Consider the following 15,576-nt stretch of genomic DNA (forward strand, 5'->3'; position numbering starts at 1 on the left):
GCTGCGGTCAGAGTGGTCTTACCGTGGTCAACGTGGCCGATAGTGCCGACGTTAACGTGGGGAAGGGAACGATCAAATTTTTCTTTAGCCACGACAGTGAACTCCTAGCCTAAAGGGGCTGAATCAGCCTTGTTTTTTAATGAGAGCTTCGACGATGTTCGACGGAGCTTCAGCGTACTTGGAGAATTCCATGGAGTAGCTTGCGCGACCCTGAGACATGGAACGAACGTCGGTCGCGTAACCGAACATTTCCCCGAGCGGAACTTCAGCGCGGACGACGCGGCCAGAGACCGACTCATCCATACCCTGTACCAGACCACGACGACGGTTCAGGTCACCCATCACGTCACCCAGGTAGTCTTCCGGGGTTACAACTTCGACCTTCATGATCGGCTCGAGAACCACGCCGCCACCCTTCTGGGCCAGCTGCTTGGTTGCCATCGATGCAGCGATCTTGAACGCCATTTCGTTGGAGTCGACGTCGTGGTACGAACCGTCGAATACCGTGGCCTTCAGGCCGATCAGAGGATAGCCGGCAACGACGCCGTTCTTCATCTGCTCTTCGATACCCTTCTGGATCGGGGCGATGAATTCCTTCGGAATCACACCACCAACGACTTCGTTGGTAAACACCAGACCTTCGGTGATGTTGCCTTTTTCGTCCACTTCCGGCTCCGAGAAACGGATCCAGCAGTGACCGAACTGACCACGACCACCCGACTGACGAACGAACTTGCCTTCGATCTCAACGTTGGACTTGGTGATCTTCTCGCGGTACGAAACCTGAGGCTTACCGATGTTGGCTTCGACGTTGAATTCGCGCTTCATGCGGTCAACGAGGATGTCCAGGTGCAGCTCACCCATACCGGAGATGATGGTCTGGCCGGTTTCTTCGTCGGTCTTGACGCGGAACGACGGGTCTTCCTGGGCCAGCTTGCCCAGTGCGATACCCATCTTCTCCTGGTCAGCCTTGGTTTTCGGCTCGACGGACAGGGAGATTACCGGCTCCGGGAAGTCCATACGCTCAAGGATGATTGGCTTGTCGGCGTTGCACAGGGTTTCACCGGTGGTCACGTCCTTCATGCCGATCAGGGCAGCGATGTCGCCAGCGCGCACTTCCTTGATCTCTTCACGCTGGTTGGCGTGCATCTGCACCATACGACCAACCCGCTCTTTCTTGCCTTTGACCGAGTTGATCACGGAGTCGCCGGAGCTCAGAACACCCGAATAGACGCGAACGAAGGTCAGAGTACCTACGAACGGGTCGGTCGCGATCTTGAACGCCAGGGCCGAGAACGGCTCGTTGTCGTCGGCGTGACGCTCGTCTTTACGAACAGCCGGGTCTTCCTTGTCCAGATCCTTGTCGTCAGGGTTGATACCCTGGATGGCAGGAATCTCGGTAGGAGCAGGCAGGTAGTCGATGACGGCGTCGAGAACCAGGGGAACACCCTTGTTCTTGAACGACGAACCGCAAACAGCTGGAACGATCTCGCTGGCCAGGGTGCGCGCGCGCAGGCCTGCCTTGATCTCGTCAACGGTGAGCTCACCGCCTTCCAGGTACTTGTTCATCAGCTCTTCGTTGGCTTCAGCAGCAGCTTCAACCATGTTGTTGCGCCACTCTTGAGCCAGCTCAAGCATGTCCGCAGGAATTTCTTCCTCGCGGTAGGTGGTGCCCTTGTCGTCGTCGTTCCAGTAGATAGCCTTCATCTTGATCAGGTCGACCTGACCCTGGAAGTTATCTTCCGAACCGATGGCCAGCTGAACCGGAACCGGAGTGTGGCCCAGACGGTTCTTGATCTGACCTACGACGCGCAGGAAGTTGGCACCTGCACGGTCCATCTTGTTCACGTACACAACACGTGGAACACCGTACTTGTTGGCCTGACGCCATACGGTTTCGGACTGAGGCTCGACACCGGAGGTGCCGCAGAACACAACGACCGCGCCGTCGAGTACGCGCAGCGAACGTTCTACTTCAATGGTGAAGTCAACGTGGCCGGGGGTATCGATGACGTTTACGCGGTAGTTGTCGTACTGACCAACGGAACCTTTCCAGAAGGTGGTCACGGCAGCGGAGGTAATGGTGATACCCCGCTCCTGCTCCTGCACCATCCAGTCGGTGGTCGCGGCGCCGTCGTGCACCTCGCCCATCTTGTGGCTCAGACCTGTGTAGAACAGGATCCGCTCGGTAGTGGTGGTCTTGCCCGCGTCAACGTGGGCACAGATACCAATGTTACGGTAGCGGTTAATTGCTGTAGTACGAGCCATAAAGCCCTCGCAAAGTGATTGATGCTTGAATTAGAAGCGGTAGTGCGAGAACGCTTTGTTGGCTTCAGCCATACGGTGAACGTCTTCACGCTTCTTCACTGCAGCACCCTTGCCTTCGGCAGCATCCAGCAGCTCACCGGCCAGGCGCAGAGCCATCGACTTCTCGCCACGCTTACGGGCGTAGTCTACGAGCCAGCGCATTGCCAGAGCGTTACGACGGGATGGACGAACTTCAACCGGAACCTGGTAAGTAGCACCGCCGACACGACGGGACTTAACTTCGACCAGCGGAGCGATGGCGTCGAGAGCTTTCTCGAAGATTTCCAGGGGGTCGCTGTTCTTGCGTGCTTTGACGGTATCCAGGGCACCATAAACGATGCGCTCGGCTACGGCCTTTTTGCCGCTTTCCATCACGTGGTTCATGAACTTGGCGAGAATCTGCGATCCGTACTTAGGATCGTCAAGGATCTCACGTTTTGCTGCTACACGACGTCTTGGCATGATAAGCCCTCAAACGGTCTTCAGGTTAGCCCGGGACCTGGGTCTACGACCCCCGCCCGACCTTACTCTTATCGACTCAAAAAAATGGATGTCTGCAAACGGCCGATTACTTCGGACGCTTGGTACCGTACTTCGAACGACCCTGGTTACGGCCTTTAACGCCCGAGGTATCCAGAGAGCCGCGAACGGTGTGGTAACGAACACCTGGCAAGTCTTTTACACGGCCGCCACGGATCAGGACGACGCTGTGCTCTTGCAGGTTGTGGCCTTCACCACCGATGTACGAGGAAACCTCGAAACCGTTGGTCAGACGCACACGGCATACTTTACGCAGTGCCGAGTTAGGTTTTTTCGGCGTAGTGGTGTACACACGGGTGCACACGCCACGACGTTGCGGGCAGTTCTGCAGCGCAGGAACGTCGGACTTCTCGACCGAACGCTTACGCGGCTGACGTACCAGCTGGTTGATAGTTGCCATCTACTAGCTCCACTGATTGTCTTGCGACTCTATTGTCTTGCAAGAAAGCCAAAAATTGGCGAGACGGAGCCTCACCAAATTTAAGGGTACAAAAGTCTAAAGAGGATCTTGCACCCAGTCAAGACAAGGCCCCGGCCCTCCCCGCCCGATCATCGGCAACATTTCATGTCGCCGACGACCGTTCGGGGTCAACCGGGGCCCTGCCCTGTACTCAGTTACCGCTGGAGTTCAGTGCTTCGGTCAGTGCGGCTTCCACCTCACTGGCGCTCACACGCAGCGGTTTGTCTGCATCACGACGACGCTTGCGCTCGCTGTGGTAAGCCAGACCCGTACCGGCCGGGATCAGACGACCCACGACCACGTTTTCTTTCAGACCACGCAGGTAGTCGCGCTTGCCAGTCACGGCCGCTTCGGTCAGTACGCGGGTGGTTTCCTGGAAGGATGCCGCGGAAATGAACGACTCGGTCGACAGCGACGCCTTGGTGATACCCAGCAGCACACGAGTGAACTTGGAGATGAACTTGTCCTCGCCGGCGAGACGCTCGTTCTCTACCAGTACCTGAGTCAGTTCCATCTGGTCGCCCTTGATGAAGCTGGAATCGCCCGACTCGGAAATCTCGACCTTGCGCAGCATCTGGCGCAGGATGGTCTCGATGTGCTTGTCGTTGATCTTAACGCCTTGCAGACGGTAAACGTCCTGAATCTCGTTGACGATGTACTTGGCGAGTGCGCTGACACCCAACAGACGCAGGATGTCGTGCGGATCGCTCGGGCCGTCGGAGATAACTTCGCCGCGGTTTACCTGCTCACCCTCGAAGACGTTCAGGTGACGCCACTTCGGAATCAGCTCTTCGTACGGATCGCTACCGTCGGTCGGCGTGATCACCAGGCGACGCTTGCCCTTGGTCTCTTTACCGAAGGCGATGGTACCGCTGACTTCAGCCAGAATCGACGCTTCCTTCGGACGACGCGCTTCGAACAAGTCGGCAACACGTGGCAGACCACCGGTGATGTCACGGGTCTTGGACGTTTCTTGCGGGATACGTGCAATAACGTCACCGACACCGATCTGGGCACCGTCGGCTACGCCAACCAGGGCGTTGGCCGGCAGGAAGTACTGGGCAGGTACATCGGTACCCGGCAGGTACAGGTCCTTGCCAGAGGCATCCACCATCTTGATGGCCGGACGGATTTCCTTGCCTGCGGCAGGGCGATCCTTGACGTCCAACACTTCAATGTTGGTCAGGCCGGTGAGCTCATCGGTCTGACGCTTGATGGTGATGTTTTCTTCCATGCCCACGAAGGTCACGGTACCTTTGAGCTCGGTCACGATCGGGTGGGTGTGCGGGTCCCACTTGGCGACGATGGCGCCAGCTTCGACCTTGTCACCTTCCTTGACCGAAATCACAGCGCCGTACGGCAGCTTGTAACGCTCACGCTCGCGACCGAATTCGTCGGCAATGGCCAACTCGCCCGAACGCGACACGGCAACCAGGTTACCGTCTGCGCGCTCAACCTGCTTCAGGTTATGCAGACGTACCATACCGCCATTCTTCACCTGAACGCTGTCAGCAGCCGAGGTCCGGCTTGCAGCACCACCGATGTGGAACGTACGCATGGTCAGCTGGGTACCAGGCTCACCGATGGACTGGGCGGCGATGACGCCGACCGCTTCACCGATGTTCACTTGGTGACCGCGCGCCAGGTCACGACCGTAGCACTTGGCGCAGATACCGAAGCGGGTTTCGCAGCTGATCGGCGAACGCACGACCACTTCGTCGATGCTGTTCAGCTCGATGAACTCGACCCACTTCTCGTCTACCAGGGTACCGGCAGGAACGATGACGTCCTCGGTGCCTGGCTTGAACACGTCACGGGCGATCACACGGCCCAGAACACGCTCACCCAGCGGCTCGACAACGTCGCCGCCTTCGATGTGCGGGGTCATGACCAGACCTTGGTCGGTACCGCAGTCGATCTCGGTCACCACCAGGTCCTGGGCCACGTCTACCAGACGACGCGTCAGATAACCGGAGTTAGCAGTCTTCAGTGCGGTATCCGCCAGACCCTTACGAGCACCGTGAGTCGAGATGAAGTACTGCAGTACGCTCAGACCTTCACGGAAGTTCGCGGTGATCGGCGTCTCGATGATGGAGCCATCCGGCTTGGCCATCAGGCCACGCATACCGGCCAGCTGACGGATCTGGGCTGCAGAACCACGCGCACCCGAGTCAGCCATCATGTACATCGAGTTGAACGATTCCTGGTCGACTTCATTGCCCTCGCGATCAATAACCTTCTCTTTCGAGAGGTTGGCCATCATCGCCTTGGACACTTCGTCGTTCGCCTTGGACCACAAGTCGATGACCTTGTTGTACTTCTCGCCCTGGGTTACCAGGCCGGAGGCGTACTGACTTTCGATTTCCTTCACTTCATCGGTAGCAGTACCGATGATGCGGGCCTTCTCATCCGGGATGACGAAGTCGTTCACACCGATGGAAACACCGGAGATGGTCGAGTAGGCGAAACCGGTGTACATCAACTGGTCAGCGAAGATGACGGTCTCTTTCAGACCAACCACGCGGTAGCACTGGTTGATCAGCTTGGAGATCGCCTTTTTCTTCATTGGCTGGTTGACGACATCGTAAGGCAGGCCAGCAGGTACAACCTGGAACAGCAGCGCACGGCCAACAGTGGTGTCGACGATACGGGTGTTCTTGGTGACGCTGCCATCACGATCTTTCACGGTCTCGTTGATACGAACCTTGATTTTCGCGTGCAGGGCAGCTTCGCCGGCGCGGAATACGCGGTCGACTTCCTGCAGGTCGGCGAACACACGACCCTCGCCCTTGGCGTTGATGGCCTCACGGGTCATGTAGTACAGACCCAACACGACGTCCTGCGACGGAACGATGATTGGCTCACCGTTGGCTGGCGAAAGGATGTTGTTGGTCGACATCATCAGTGCACGCGCTTCGAGCTGGGCTTCCAGCGTCAGCGGCACGTGAACGGCCATCTGGTCACCGTCGAAGTCGGCGTTGTACGCAGCGCAGACCAGCGGGTGCAGCTGGATGGCCTTACCTTCGATCAGTACCGGCTCAAAGGCCTGGATACCCAGACGGTGCAGGGTCGGTGCCCGGTTGAGCAGCACGGGGTGTTCGCGAATCACTTCGGCGAGAACGTCCCACACCTCTGGCAGTTCGCGCTCGACCATCTTTTTGGCAGCCTTGATGGTGGTCGCCAGACCACGCATTTCCAGCTTGCCGAAAATGAACGGCTTGAACAGCTCGAGGGCCATCTTCTTCGGCAGACCGCACTGGTGCAGACGCAGGGTCGGGCCTACGGTAATTACCGAACGGCCGGAGTAGTCCACACGCTTGCCGAGCAAGTTCTGACGGAAGCGACCTTGCTTACCTTTGATCATGTCGGCCAGGGACTTCAGCGGACGCTTGTTCGAACCAGTGATGGCGCGACCACGACGGCCGTTGTCCAGCAGGGCGTCGACCGCTTCCTGCAGCATGCGCTTTTCGTTGCGCACGATGATGTCCGGCGCCGACAGATCCAGCAGGCGCTTAAGACGGTTGTTACGGTTGATCACCCGACGGTACAGGTCGTTCAGGTCGGAGGTCGCGAAGCGGCCGCCATCCAACGGTACCAGCGGGCGCAGGTCCGGCGGCAGCACTGGCAGGACGGTCAGGACCATCCACTCAGGCAGGTTGCCGGAGCCCTGGAAGGCCTCCATGAGCTTAAGGCGCTTGGACAGCTTCTTGATCTTGGTTTCCGAGTTGGTCTGCGGAATCTCTTCACGCAGGCGGCCGATCTCGTGCTCCAGGTCGATAGCGTGCAGCAGCTCGCGGACAGCCTCGGCACCCATGCGGGCGTCGAAGTCGTCACCGAACTCTTCCAGCGCCTCGAAGTACTGCTCGTCGTTGAGCAACTGGCCTTTTTCAAGCGTAGTCATGCCTGGGTCGATTACGACGTAGCTCTCGAAGTAGAGCACGCGCTCGATATCACGCAGGGTCATGTCCATCAGCAAGCCGATACGGGACGGCAGCGACTTCAGGAACCAGATGTGTGCGACCGGCGATGCCAGCTCGATGTGAGCCATGCGCTCACGACGGACCTTGGCGAGGGCAACTTCAACGCCGCACTTCTCGCAGATCACGCCACGGTGCTTGAGGCGCTTGTACTTACCGCACAGGCACTCGTAGTCCTTGACTGGGCCAAAGATCTTGGCGCAGAACAGGCCGTCCCGTTCTGGTTTGAACGTACGGTAGTTGATGGTTTCCGGCTTCTTAACTTCACCGAACGACCACGAACGGATCATCTCTGGTGACGCCAGACCGATGCGGATGGCGTCGAACTCTTCGACTTGACCCTGGTTTTTCAGCAAATTCAGTAGGTCTTTCAAGGCCTTTCCTCCTGGCGGAGCAGGGAGCGGGCACTGCCTGCCCCACTCCCCTTCACGTCACGTGTTATTCGGTTTCCAGATCGATATCGATACCGAGCGAACGGATCTCTTTGATCAACACGTTGAAGGACTCGGGCATGCCCGGCTCCATACGGTGATCGCCATCCACGATGTTCTTGTACATCTTGGTACGGCCGTTCACGTCGTCCGACTTCACTGTGAGCATTTCTTGCAGGGTGTATGCCGCGCCGTATGCTTCCAGCGCCCACACTTCCATCTCCCCGAAACGCTGACCACCGAACTGTGCCTTACCACCCAGCGGCTGCTGGGTAACCAGGCTGTAAGAACCAGTGGAACGCGCGTGCATCTTGTCGTCCACCAAGTGGTTCAGCTTCAGCATGTACATGTAACCAACGGTCACAGGACGCTCGAACTTGTTGCCGGTACGGCCATCGAACAGCACCATCTGGCCGCTCTCAGGCAGGTCGGCCAGCTTCAGCATGGCCTTGATCTCGCTCTCTTTCGCACCGTCGAACACTGGCGTTGCCATTGGCACGCCTTTCTTCAGGTTATGAGCCAGGGCGAGAATTTCTTCATCGCTGAACTCGTCGAGGCTTTCCTGACGACCACCGATCTCGTTGTAGACCTCGGTCAGGAACACGCGCAGCTCTGCGGCCTTGCGCTGCTCCTCGATCATGCGATCGATCTTTTCACCCAGACCCTTGGCCGCGAGGCCCAGGTGGGTTTCCAGAATCTGACCCACGTTCATACGCGAAGGTACACCCAGCGGGTTCAGTACGACATCGACCGGCGTGCCGTTGGCGTCATGCGGCATGTCTTCGACCGGCATGATCACCGAGACAACACCTTTGTTACCGTGACGACCGGCCATCTTGTCACCCGGCTGGATGCGACGGCGGATTGCCAGGTAGACCTTGACGATCTTCAGAACGCCTGGTGCCAGGTCATCGCCCTGTTGCAGCTTGCGCTTCTTGTCTTCGAACTTGTCGTCCAGCAGTCGGCGACGGTCGACGATGTACTGCTGAGCCTTTTCCAGCTGCTCGTTCAGTGCATCTTCGGCCATGCGCAGCTTGAACCACTGACCGTGCTCCAGACCGGCGAGGACTTCATCAGTGATGACAGTGCCTTTCTTCAGGCCTGCACCACCGTCGACCACCTGACCATCCAACGCAGATCGCAGACGCTCGAAGGTTGCGCCTTCGACGATGCGGAATTCCTCGTTGAGGTCCTTGCGGATCTCGTCGAGCTGCATTTTCTCGATGGCCAGCGCACGGCTGTCACGCTCGACGCCATCACGGGTGAAGACCTGAACGTCGATGACAGTACCCTTGGTACCGGTCGGTACGCGCAGGGAAGTGTCCTTAACGTCGCTGGCTTTTTCGCCGAAGATCGCGCGCAGCAGTTTTTCTTCAGGAGTGAGCTGGGTTTCGCCTTTTGGCGTTACCTTGCCGACCAGAATGTCGCCAGCGCCAACTTCAGCACCGACGTAAACGATACCGGCTTCGTCCAGCTTGTTCAGCGCAGCCTCACCCACGTTCGGGATGTCTGCAGTGATCTCTTCTGGGCCAAGCTTGGTGTCACGGGCCACACAGGTCAGTTCCTGGATGTGGATCGTGGTGAAGCGATCTTCCTGAACGACGCGCTCGGAGAGGCAGATGGAGTCTTCGAAGTTGAAGCCGTTCCATGCCATGAACGCGATGCGCATGTTCTGACCCAACGCCAGCTCACCCATGTCGGTGGACGGGCCATCGGCCATGATATCGCCGCGCTGTACCATGTCACCCTTGCTCACCAGCGGACGCTGGTTGATGCAGGTGTTCTGGTTCGAACGGGTGTACTTGGTCAGGTTGTAGATATCTACACCTGCCTCGCCGGTTTCCACTTCGTCATCCGCTACACGGACCACGATACGGCTGGCGTCGACCGAGTCGATCACGCCACCGCGGCGAGCAACCACGCAGACACCGGAGTCACGGGCAACGTTGCGCTCCATGCCGGTACCTACCAGCGGCTTGTCGGCACGCAGGGTTGGTACAGCCTGACGCTGCATGTTCGAGCCCATCAATGCACGGTTGGCGTCGTCGTGCTCCAGGAATGGGATCAGCGACGCAGCGACCGAGACTACCTGCTTGGGCGAAACGTCCATCAGGGTGACGTCTTCCGGCGCCTTGACGGTGAATTCGTTCAGGTGACGCACAGCGACCAGCTCATCGATCAGCTGCTTCTTGTCGTTCATCGCGGCCGAAGCCTGGGCGATCACGTGATCGGCCTCTTCGATGGCGGACAGGAATACGATGTCGTCGCTGACAACGCCTTCCTTCACCACGCGGTACGGGCTTTCCAGGAAGCCGTACTGGTTGGTGCGAGCATACGCAGCCAGGGAGTTGATCAGACCGATGTTCGGACCTTCAGGGGTTTCGATCGGGCACACACGGCCGTAGTGGGTCGGGTGTACGTCACGTACCTCGAAGCCAGCACGCTCACGGGTCAGACCACCAGGGCCGAGTGCGGAAACACGGCGCTTGTGAGTGATCTCGGAGAGCGGGTTGTTCTGGTCCATGAACTGCGAAAGCTGGCTGGAACCGAAGAACTCTTTCACCGCCGCCGCAACCGGCTTGGCGTTGATCAGGTCCTGAGGCATCAGGCCTTCGCTTTCAGCCATCGACAGACGTTCCTTGACCGCGCGCTCGACACGCACCAGGCCTACTCGGAACTGGTTCTCGGCCATTTCACCAACGCAACGTACGCGACGGTTACCCAGGTGGTCGATGTCGTCGACGATGCCTTTGCCGTTACGGATATCGACGAGAGTCTTCAGAACCTCGACGATATCTTCCTTGCTCAGTACGCCCGAACCTTCGATTTCGGTGCGACCGATACGACGGTTGAACTTCATGCGGCCGACGGCGGACAGGTCGTAACGCTCGGCGCTGAAGAACAGGTTGTTGAACAGGGTTTCGGCAGCATCCTTGGTCGGCGGCTCACCTGGACGCATCATGCGATAGATTTCGACCAGAGCTTCCAATTGGTTGCTGGTGGTGTCGATCTTCAAGGTATCGGAGATGAACGGACCGCAATCGATGTCGTTGGTGTACAGGGTCTCGATACGGACAACCTGTGCCTTGGCGACTTTGACCAGCAGTTCGGTCGTCAGCTCGGTGTTGCACTCGGCAATGATCTCGCCGGTTGCAGGGTGCACGATGGCCTTGGCAGTCGTACGGCCCAGGACGTATTCCATTGGCACGTCGAGCTGTTTGACACCGGCTTTTTCGAGCTGATTGATATGGCGCGCAGTGATGCGGCGGCCTTGCTCGACGATGACCTTGCCATTCTCGTCATGGATGTCCATGACCGCGACTTCACCACGCAGACGCTGTGGCACCAGTTCCAGGCTGAGGTTCTCGCCGGAAACATGGAACACGTTGGTGGTGTAGAAGGTGTTCAGCACTTCTTCAGTGCTGTAGCCCAGCGCGCGCAGCAGGACGGAAGCCGGCAGTTTGCGGCGACGGTCGATACGCACGAATACGCAGTCCTTGGGATCGAACTCGAAGTCCAACCAGGAGCCGCGGTAAGGAATGATGCGAGCGGAGTACAGCAGCTTGCCCGAGCTGTGAGTCTTGCCACGGTCGTGGTCGAAGAATACACCCGGCGAGCGGTGCAGCTGGGAAACGATCACACGCTCGGTACCGTTGATTACGAAGGTACCGTTCTCAGTCATCAGGGGGATTTCACCCATGTAGACTTCTTGCTCTTTGATGTCCTTGATCGCTTTGTTCGACGATTCCTTGTCGAAGATGATCAGGCGCACCTTGACCCGCAGTGGGACCGCGAAGGTCACGCCACGCAGGACACATTCCTTCACATCGAAGGCGGGTTCGCCCAGGCGATAGCCTACGTACTCCAAGGCAGCATTGCCGGAGTAGCTGATGATCGGGAATACCGATTTGAAGGCCGCATGCAGACCGACGTCGCGGAACTGATCCTTGGATGCTCCCGCTTGCAGGAATTCGCGATACGAATCCAGCTGGATGGCCAGGAGGTAAGGCACATCCATCACGTCCGGCAACTTGCTAAAGTCCTTGCGGATACGTTTTTTCTCAGTGTATGAGTAAGCCATCAGCGTTCCCCAGCTTGGTCACCTGCTTGTTTGGCTTCTCCCGGCGGGAGCAGCCAGAAAATCGTGCAAACCCTTGGTTTGCGCCACCCACATGGGTGTCTTGCAGCTTGTTATCGGGGCCGGCCTGACCGACCGCCAATAACGGAAAAAGGCCGGTGGCATAAGCCACCAGCCATCAGCCCTTCGCTCAACGCTCGGACTGGCGTCGCAAGGTCGAGATTACTTCAGCTCGACTTTAGCGCCTGCTTCTTCCAGCTTCTTCTTAGCGTCTTCAGCGGCTTCTTTCGAAACGCCTTCAGCTACAACCTGAGGAGCGCCATCGACTTTCTCTTTGGCTTCTTTCAGGCCCAGACCGGTCAGTTCGCGAACGGCCTTGATCACGTTCACTTTCTTGTCGCCAGCTTCAACCAGAACAACGTTGAACTCGGTCTGCTCTTCAACAACGGCAGCAGCAGCAGCTGGGCCAGCAGCGGCAACAGCAGCGGTAACGCCGAAGGTTTCTTCCATAGCTTTGATCAGCTCAACAACTTCCAGAACGGTTTTCTGGCCGATTGCTTCGATGATTTGCTCGTTAGTCAGGGACATGACTTAAATCCTGTATTGGGGTGACAGCCTACGCAGCCATCAAATTAAACGAATGATTTTGAAAGAGTTTCGCTTGCCTTAGGCAGCGGTAGCTTCTTTCTGGTCGCGAATGGCTGCCAGAGTACGAGCCAGCTTGCTGGTAGCGCCTTGGATCACGCTCATCAGTTTCGCAATAGCTTCGTCGCGGGTCGGCAGGGTAGCCAACACGTCGATCTGGTTCGCTGCAATGAAATTGCCGTCAAACGCAGCTGCCTTGATCTCGAACTTGTCCTGACCCTTGGCGAACTCTTTGAACAGACGGGCAGCAGCACCCGGGTGTTCGTTGGAGAAAGCAATCAGGGTCGGGCCTTTGAACGCGTCGTTGAGGATCGAAAATTCGGTGCCTTCAACAGCGCGCTTGAGCAGGGTGTTACGTACGACACGCACGTATACGCCAGCTTCGCGGGCCTCTTTACGGAGTCCGGTCATTGCGCTTACAGTCACACCACGGGCATCGGCCACGACAGCGGACAGAGCGACTTTGGCAGCCTCGTTGACTTCAGCGACGATGGCCTTCTTGTCTTCGAGTTTAATTGCCACGGGTTTACTCCTGGTTTTTACCGTTTCATCTGGCCGAAGCCGGATGTCGTTTTGGTGTCTGATTCGGTAACGAATCGGGAGCACCATCTGCGTGGGCTGGTGTTTTAAGGCTTGCGCCGCCTACGGTCTTGGATAGCCCCCGCCAGGCAGGGACCCCAATTTTTGCTGGTGGCGTGACAGGTCACACCACCATGTTCTTACACGTCCAGCGAGCTCTGGTCGATGACCAGACCTGGGCCCATAGTGGTGCTCAGGGTAACGCGCTTGACGTAGATACCTTTCGAAGAAGCTGGCTTGATACGCTTGAGGTCAGCGATCAGCGCTTCAACGTTTTCCTTCAGCTTGCCGGCTTCGAAGCCGATTTTGCCAACGGAAGTGTGAATGATACCGTTCTTGTCGGTACGGTAGCGAACCTGACCAGCCTTGGCGTTTTTCACGGCAGTGGCTACGTCTGGGGTTACGGTACCAACCTTCGGGTTAGGCATCAGGCCACGTGGGCCCAGAACCTGACCCAGCTGACCTACGACACGCATGGCATCAGGCGATGCGATTACGACGTCATAGTTCAGGTCGCCGCCTTTCATTTCAGCAGCCAGATCGTCCATACCTACGCGGTCAGCGCCGGCAGCCAGAGCGGCTTCAGCAGCTGGACCCTGGGTGAAGACAGCAACACGTACAGTCTTGCCAGTGCCGTGTGGCAGCACGGTAGCGCTACGAACAACCTGGTCGGATTTACGTGGGTCAACACCGAGGTTTACCGCGATGTCGTACGATTCGACGAACTTGGCAGCCGGCAGCGAAGCCAGCAGAGTTGCCGCTTCTTCGAAGTTGTAGGCCTTGCCTGCTTCGATTTTTTCGGCGATTGCCTTTTGGCGCTTGGTCAGCTTAGCCATTACACACCCTCCACGTTCAAGCCCATGCTGCGGGCAGAGCCAGCGATGGTGCGTACAGCTGCGTCCAGGTCAGCGGAAGTCAGGTCGGCTTGTTTAGCCTTGGCGATTTCTTCCAGCTGAGCGCGGGTAACGGTACCGACTTTAACGGTGTTCGGGCGAGCCGAACCACTGGTCAGGCCAGCAGCTTTCTTCAGCAGAACCGAGGCAGGAGTGCTCTTGGTCTCGAAGGTGAAGCTACGGTCGCTGTATACAGTGATGATCACTGGAGTCGGCAGGCCGGCTTCTTGACCCTGGGTACGGGCGTTGAAGGCCTTGCAGAATTCCATGATGTTCACACCATGTTGGCCCAGTGCTGGACCAACGGGTGGGCTTGGGTTGGCCTGGCCGGCCTTAACTTGCAGCTTGATGTAAGCCTGAATCTTCTTAGCCATGAGCTACTCCAATATCGGGTACGAACGCCTATTGGCTCCCCGGATGACTTGCGTTTTATCCCAGTGACGACAAAACCCCGCAGCACACAGGGCTGCGGGGTATGGGATGCTTCGTCCGCCTAGACCTTTTCGACCTGGCTGAACTCGAGCTCCACGGGCGTAGAGCGACCGAAAATAAGCACTGCAACCTGCAGGCGGCTCTTTTCGTAGTTAACCTCTTCGACACTACCATTGAAGTCTGCGAACGGACCATCAATGACTCGAACCACTTCACCGGGCTCGAACAGAGTCTTGGGCTTCGGCTTGTCACTGCCGTCGGCAACGCGACGCAGGATTGCCTCAGCTTCTTTATCAGTGATGGGTGCGGGCTTGTCCGCTGTACCACCGATAAAGCCCATCACGCGCGGGGTATCCTTGACCAAGTGCCAAGTCCCTTCGTTCATCTCCATCTGGACCAACACGTAGCCCGGGAAGAACTTGCGTTCACTCTTGCGCTTCTGGCCGTTACGCATTTCAACGACTTCTTCGGTCGGAACCAGGATCTCGCCGAAACCGTCTTCCATGCCAGCCAGCTTGACGCGCTCGATCAAGGAGCGCATCACATGCTTCTCGTAACCCGAGTAAGCATGCACAACATACCAACGCTTAGCCACGGGGCACCTTTAGCCTACGATCAAGGAGACCGCCCAGCCGAGCAGGGAATCGAGCCCCCACAGCAGCAGAGCCATAACCAGCACGACAGCCACAACAATCAGCGTGGTCTGGGTGGTTTCTTGGCGGGTCGGCCATACGACTTTACGAATCTCGGTACGCGCTTCCTTGGCCAACGTAAAGAACGACTTACCCTTCGCGGTCTGCAAGGCAACAAAGCCAGCAACAGCAGCCAGAGCAAGAAGTGCGAGTACGCGGTACAGAATTGGAGCAGCAGAGTAATACTGATTACCCACTACACCAACAACCACCAAAGCCACTACAGCCAGCCACTTGAACAGATCAAAACGCGATTCTTGGGCTTCAGTTTTGGGGGTCATCGAGGAGGATCCTGTAAGAAGAAAGCCATCACACCGAGGTGAAATGGCAGGTCAGGAGGGAATCGAACCCCCAACCTACGGTTTTGGAGACCGTCGCTCTGCCAATTGAGCTACTGACCTGTAACGCTGTATCAGGCCGGCTATTATACCGGCCCAATCAAGTAAATCAACTACTTATTCAATAATTTTGGCTACGACGCCGGCGCCGACGGTACGACCGCCTTCACGGATAGCGAAGCGCAGACCGTCTTCCATTGCGAT

General features: G+C 57.6%; 12 protein-coding genes, 1 tRNA gene and 1 pseudogene. All 14 read right to left on the reverse strand.

Annotated elements, in window-relative coordinates:
• On the reverse strand, positions 1-92 hold a 92-nt coding region (locus FS767_RS21300), incomplete at its 3' end, for a GTP-binding protein (protein ID WP_133295916.1).
• Between the two features lie 31 nt (positions 93-123).
• A complete protein-coding gene (fusA, locus tag FS767_RS21305) occupies positions 124-2,268 on the reverse strand; it encodes an elongation factor G (RefSeq protein WP_144968108.1) in 2,145 nt (714 codons plus the stop codon).
• 30 nt (positions 2,269-2,298) lie between these two features.
• The gene (rpsG, locus tag FS767_RS21310; RefSeq protein ID WP_003246741.1) at positions 2,299-2,769 is read right to left on the reverse strand and encodes a 30S ribosomal protein S7; all 471 of its coding nucleotides are present in this window, start codon (positions 2,767-2,769) and stop codon (positions 2,299-2,301) included.
• Between the two features lie 106 nt (positions 2,770-2,875).
• A complete protein-coding gene (gene rpsL, locus FS767_RS21315) occupies positions 2,876-3,247 on the reverse strand; it encodes a 30S ribosomal protein S12 (RefSeq protein ID WP_003255492.1) in 372 nt (123 codons plus the stop codon).
• 211 nt (positions 3,248-3,458) lie between these two features.
• Positions 3,459-7,658: a DNA-directed RNA polymerase subunit beta' gene (rpoC, locus tag FS767_RS21320; RefSeq protein ID WP_023535526.1), complete on the reverse strand. Its 4,200-nt coding sequence runs from the start codon at positions 7,656-7,658 to the stop codon at positions 3,459-3,461.
• A 64-nt stretch (positions 7,659-7,722) separates the two neighbouring features.
• Positions 7,723-11,796, reverse strand: coding sequence for a DNA-directed RNA polymerase subunit beta (gene rpoB, locus FS767_RS21325; protein WP_058639905.1), 4,074 nt, complete (start codon positions 11,794-11,796; stop codon positions 7,723-7,725).
• Positions 11,797-12,015: 219 nt separating this feature from the next.
• Positions 12,016-12,381 (reverse strand): 50S ribosomal protein L7/L12, encoded by a 366-nt coding sequence (gene rplL, locus FS767_RS21330; protein WP_003255496.1) that lies wholly within the window; start codon positions 12,379-12,381, stop codon positions 12,016-12,018.
• A gap of 78 nt (positions 12,382-12,459) precedes the next feature.
• Positions 12,460-12,960: a 50S ribosomal protein L10 gene (rplJ, locus tag FS767_RS21335; protein WP_016715872.1), complete on the reverse strand. Its 501-nt coding sequence runs from the start codon at positions 12,958-12,960 to the stop codon at positions 12,460-12,462.
• A 197-nt stretch (positions 12,961-13,157) separates the two neighbouring features.
• Entirely contained in the window at positions 13,158-13,853 is a 696-nt protein-coding gene (rplA, locus tag FS767_RS21340) for a 50S ribosomal protein L1 (RefSeq protein ID WP_027915749.1), read from the reverse strand.
• Complete coding sequence (gene rplK / locus FS767_RS21345) at positions 13,853-14,284, reverse strand: 50S ribosomal protein L11 (RefSeq protein WP_027915748.1); 432 nt, start codon at positions 14,282-14,284, stop codon at positions 13,853-13,855. The genes rplA and rplK overlap by 1 nt, the downstream gene beginning before the upstream one ends.
• 119 nt (positions 14,285-14,403) lie before the next feature.
• Positions 14,404-14,937: a transcription termination/antitermination protein NusG gene (gene nusG, locus FS767_RS21350; protein ID WP_003255501.1), complete on the reverse strand. Its 534-nt coding sequence runs from the start codon at positions 14,935-14,937 to the stop codon at positions 14,404-14,406.
• A gap of 9 nt (positions 14,938-14,946) precedes the next feature.
• Positions 14,947-15,315, reverse strand: a complete 369-nt coding sequence (gene secE, locus FS767_RS21355) for a preprotein translocase subunit SecE (RefSeq protein WP_027915747.1) — start codon at positions 15,313-15,315, stop codon at positions 14,947-14,949.
• Between the two features lie 44 nt (positions 15,316-15,359).
• Positions 15,360-15,435, reverse strand: a tRNA-Trp gene (locus FS767_RS21360).
• 54 nt (positions 15,436-15,489) lie between these two features.
• A pseudogene (locus tag FS767_RS21365) lies at positions 15,490-15,576 on the reverse strand (elongation factor Tu); the annotation flags it as partial.

It is taken from the genome of Pseudomonas sp. DE0010, from assembly GCF_007680745.1.
GTDB lineage: Bacteria > Pseudomonadota > Gammaproteobacteria > Pseudomonadales > Pseudomonadaceae > Aquipseudomonas > Aquipseudomonas parafulva_B.

Bases quoted from the DNA above. Each gene is read 5' to 3' on its own strand.
- rpoB (WP_058639905.1), bottom strand. From the start codon at position 11,796: ATGGCTTACTCATACACTGAGAAAAAACGTATCCGCAAGGACTTTAGC.
- rpsL (WP_003255492.1), bottom strand. From the start codon at position 3,247: ATGGCAACTATCAACCAGCTGGTACGTCAGCCGCGTAAGCGTTCGGTC.
- fusA (WP_144968108.1), bottom strand. From the start codon at position 2,268: ATGGCTCGTACTACAGCAATTAACCGCTACCGTAACATTGGTATCTGT.
- rplK (WP_027915748.1), bottom strand. From the start codon at position 14,284: ATGGCTAAGAAGATTCAGGCTTACATCAAGCTGCAAGTTAAGGCCGGC.
- rpsG (WP_003246741.1), bottom strand. From the start codon at position 2,769: ATGCCAAGACGTCGTGTAGCAGCAAAACGTGAGATCCTTGACGATCCT.
- rplA (WP_027915749.1), bottom strand. From the start codon at position 13,853: ATGGCTAAGCTGACCAAGCGCCAAAAGGCAATCGCCGAAAAAATCGAA.
- secE (WP_027915747.1), bottom strand. From the start codon at position 15,315: ATGACCCCCAAAACTGAAGCCCAAGAATCGCGTTTTGATCTGTTCAAG.
- rplL (WP_003255496.1), bottom strand. From the start codon at position 12,381: ATGTCCCTGACTAACGAGCAAATCATCGAAGCAATCGGCCAGAAAACC.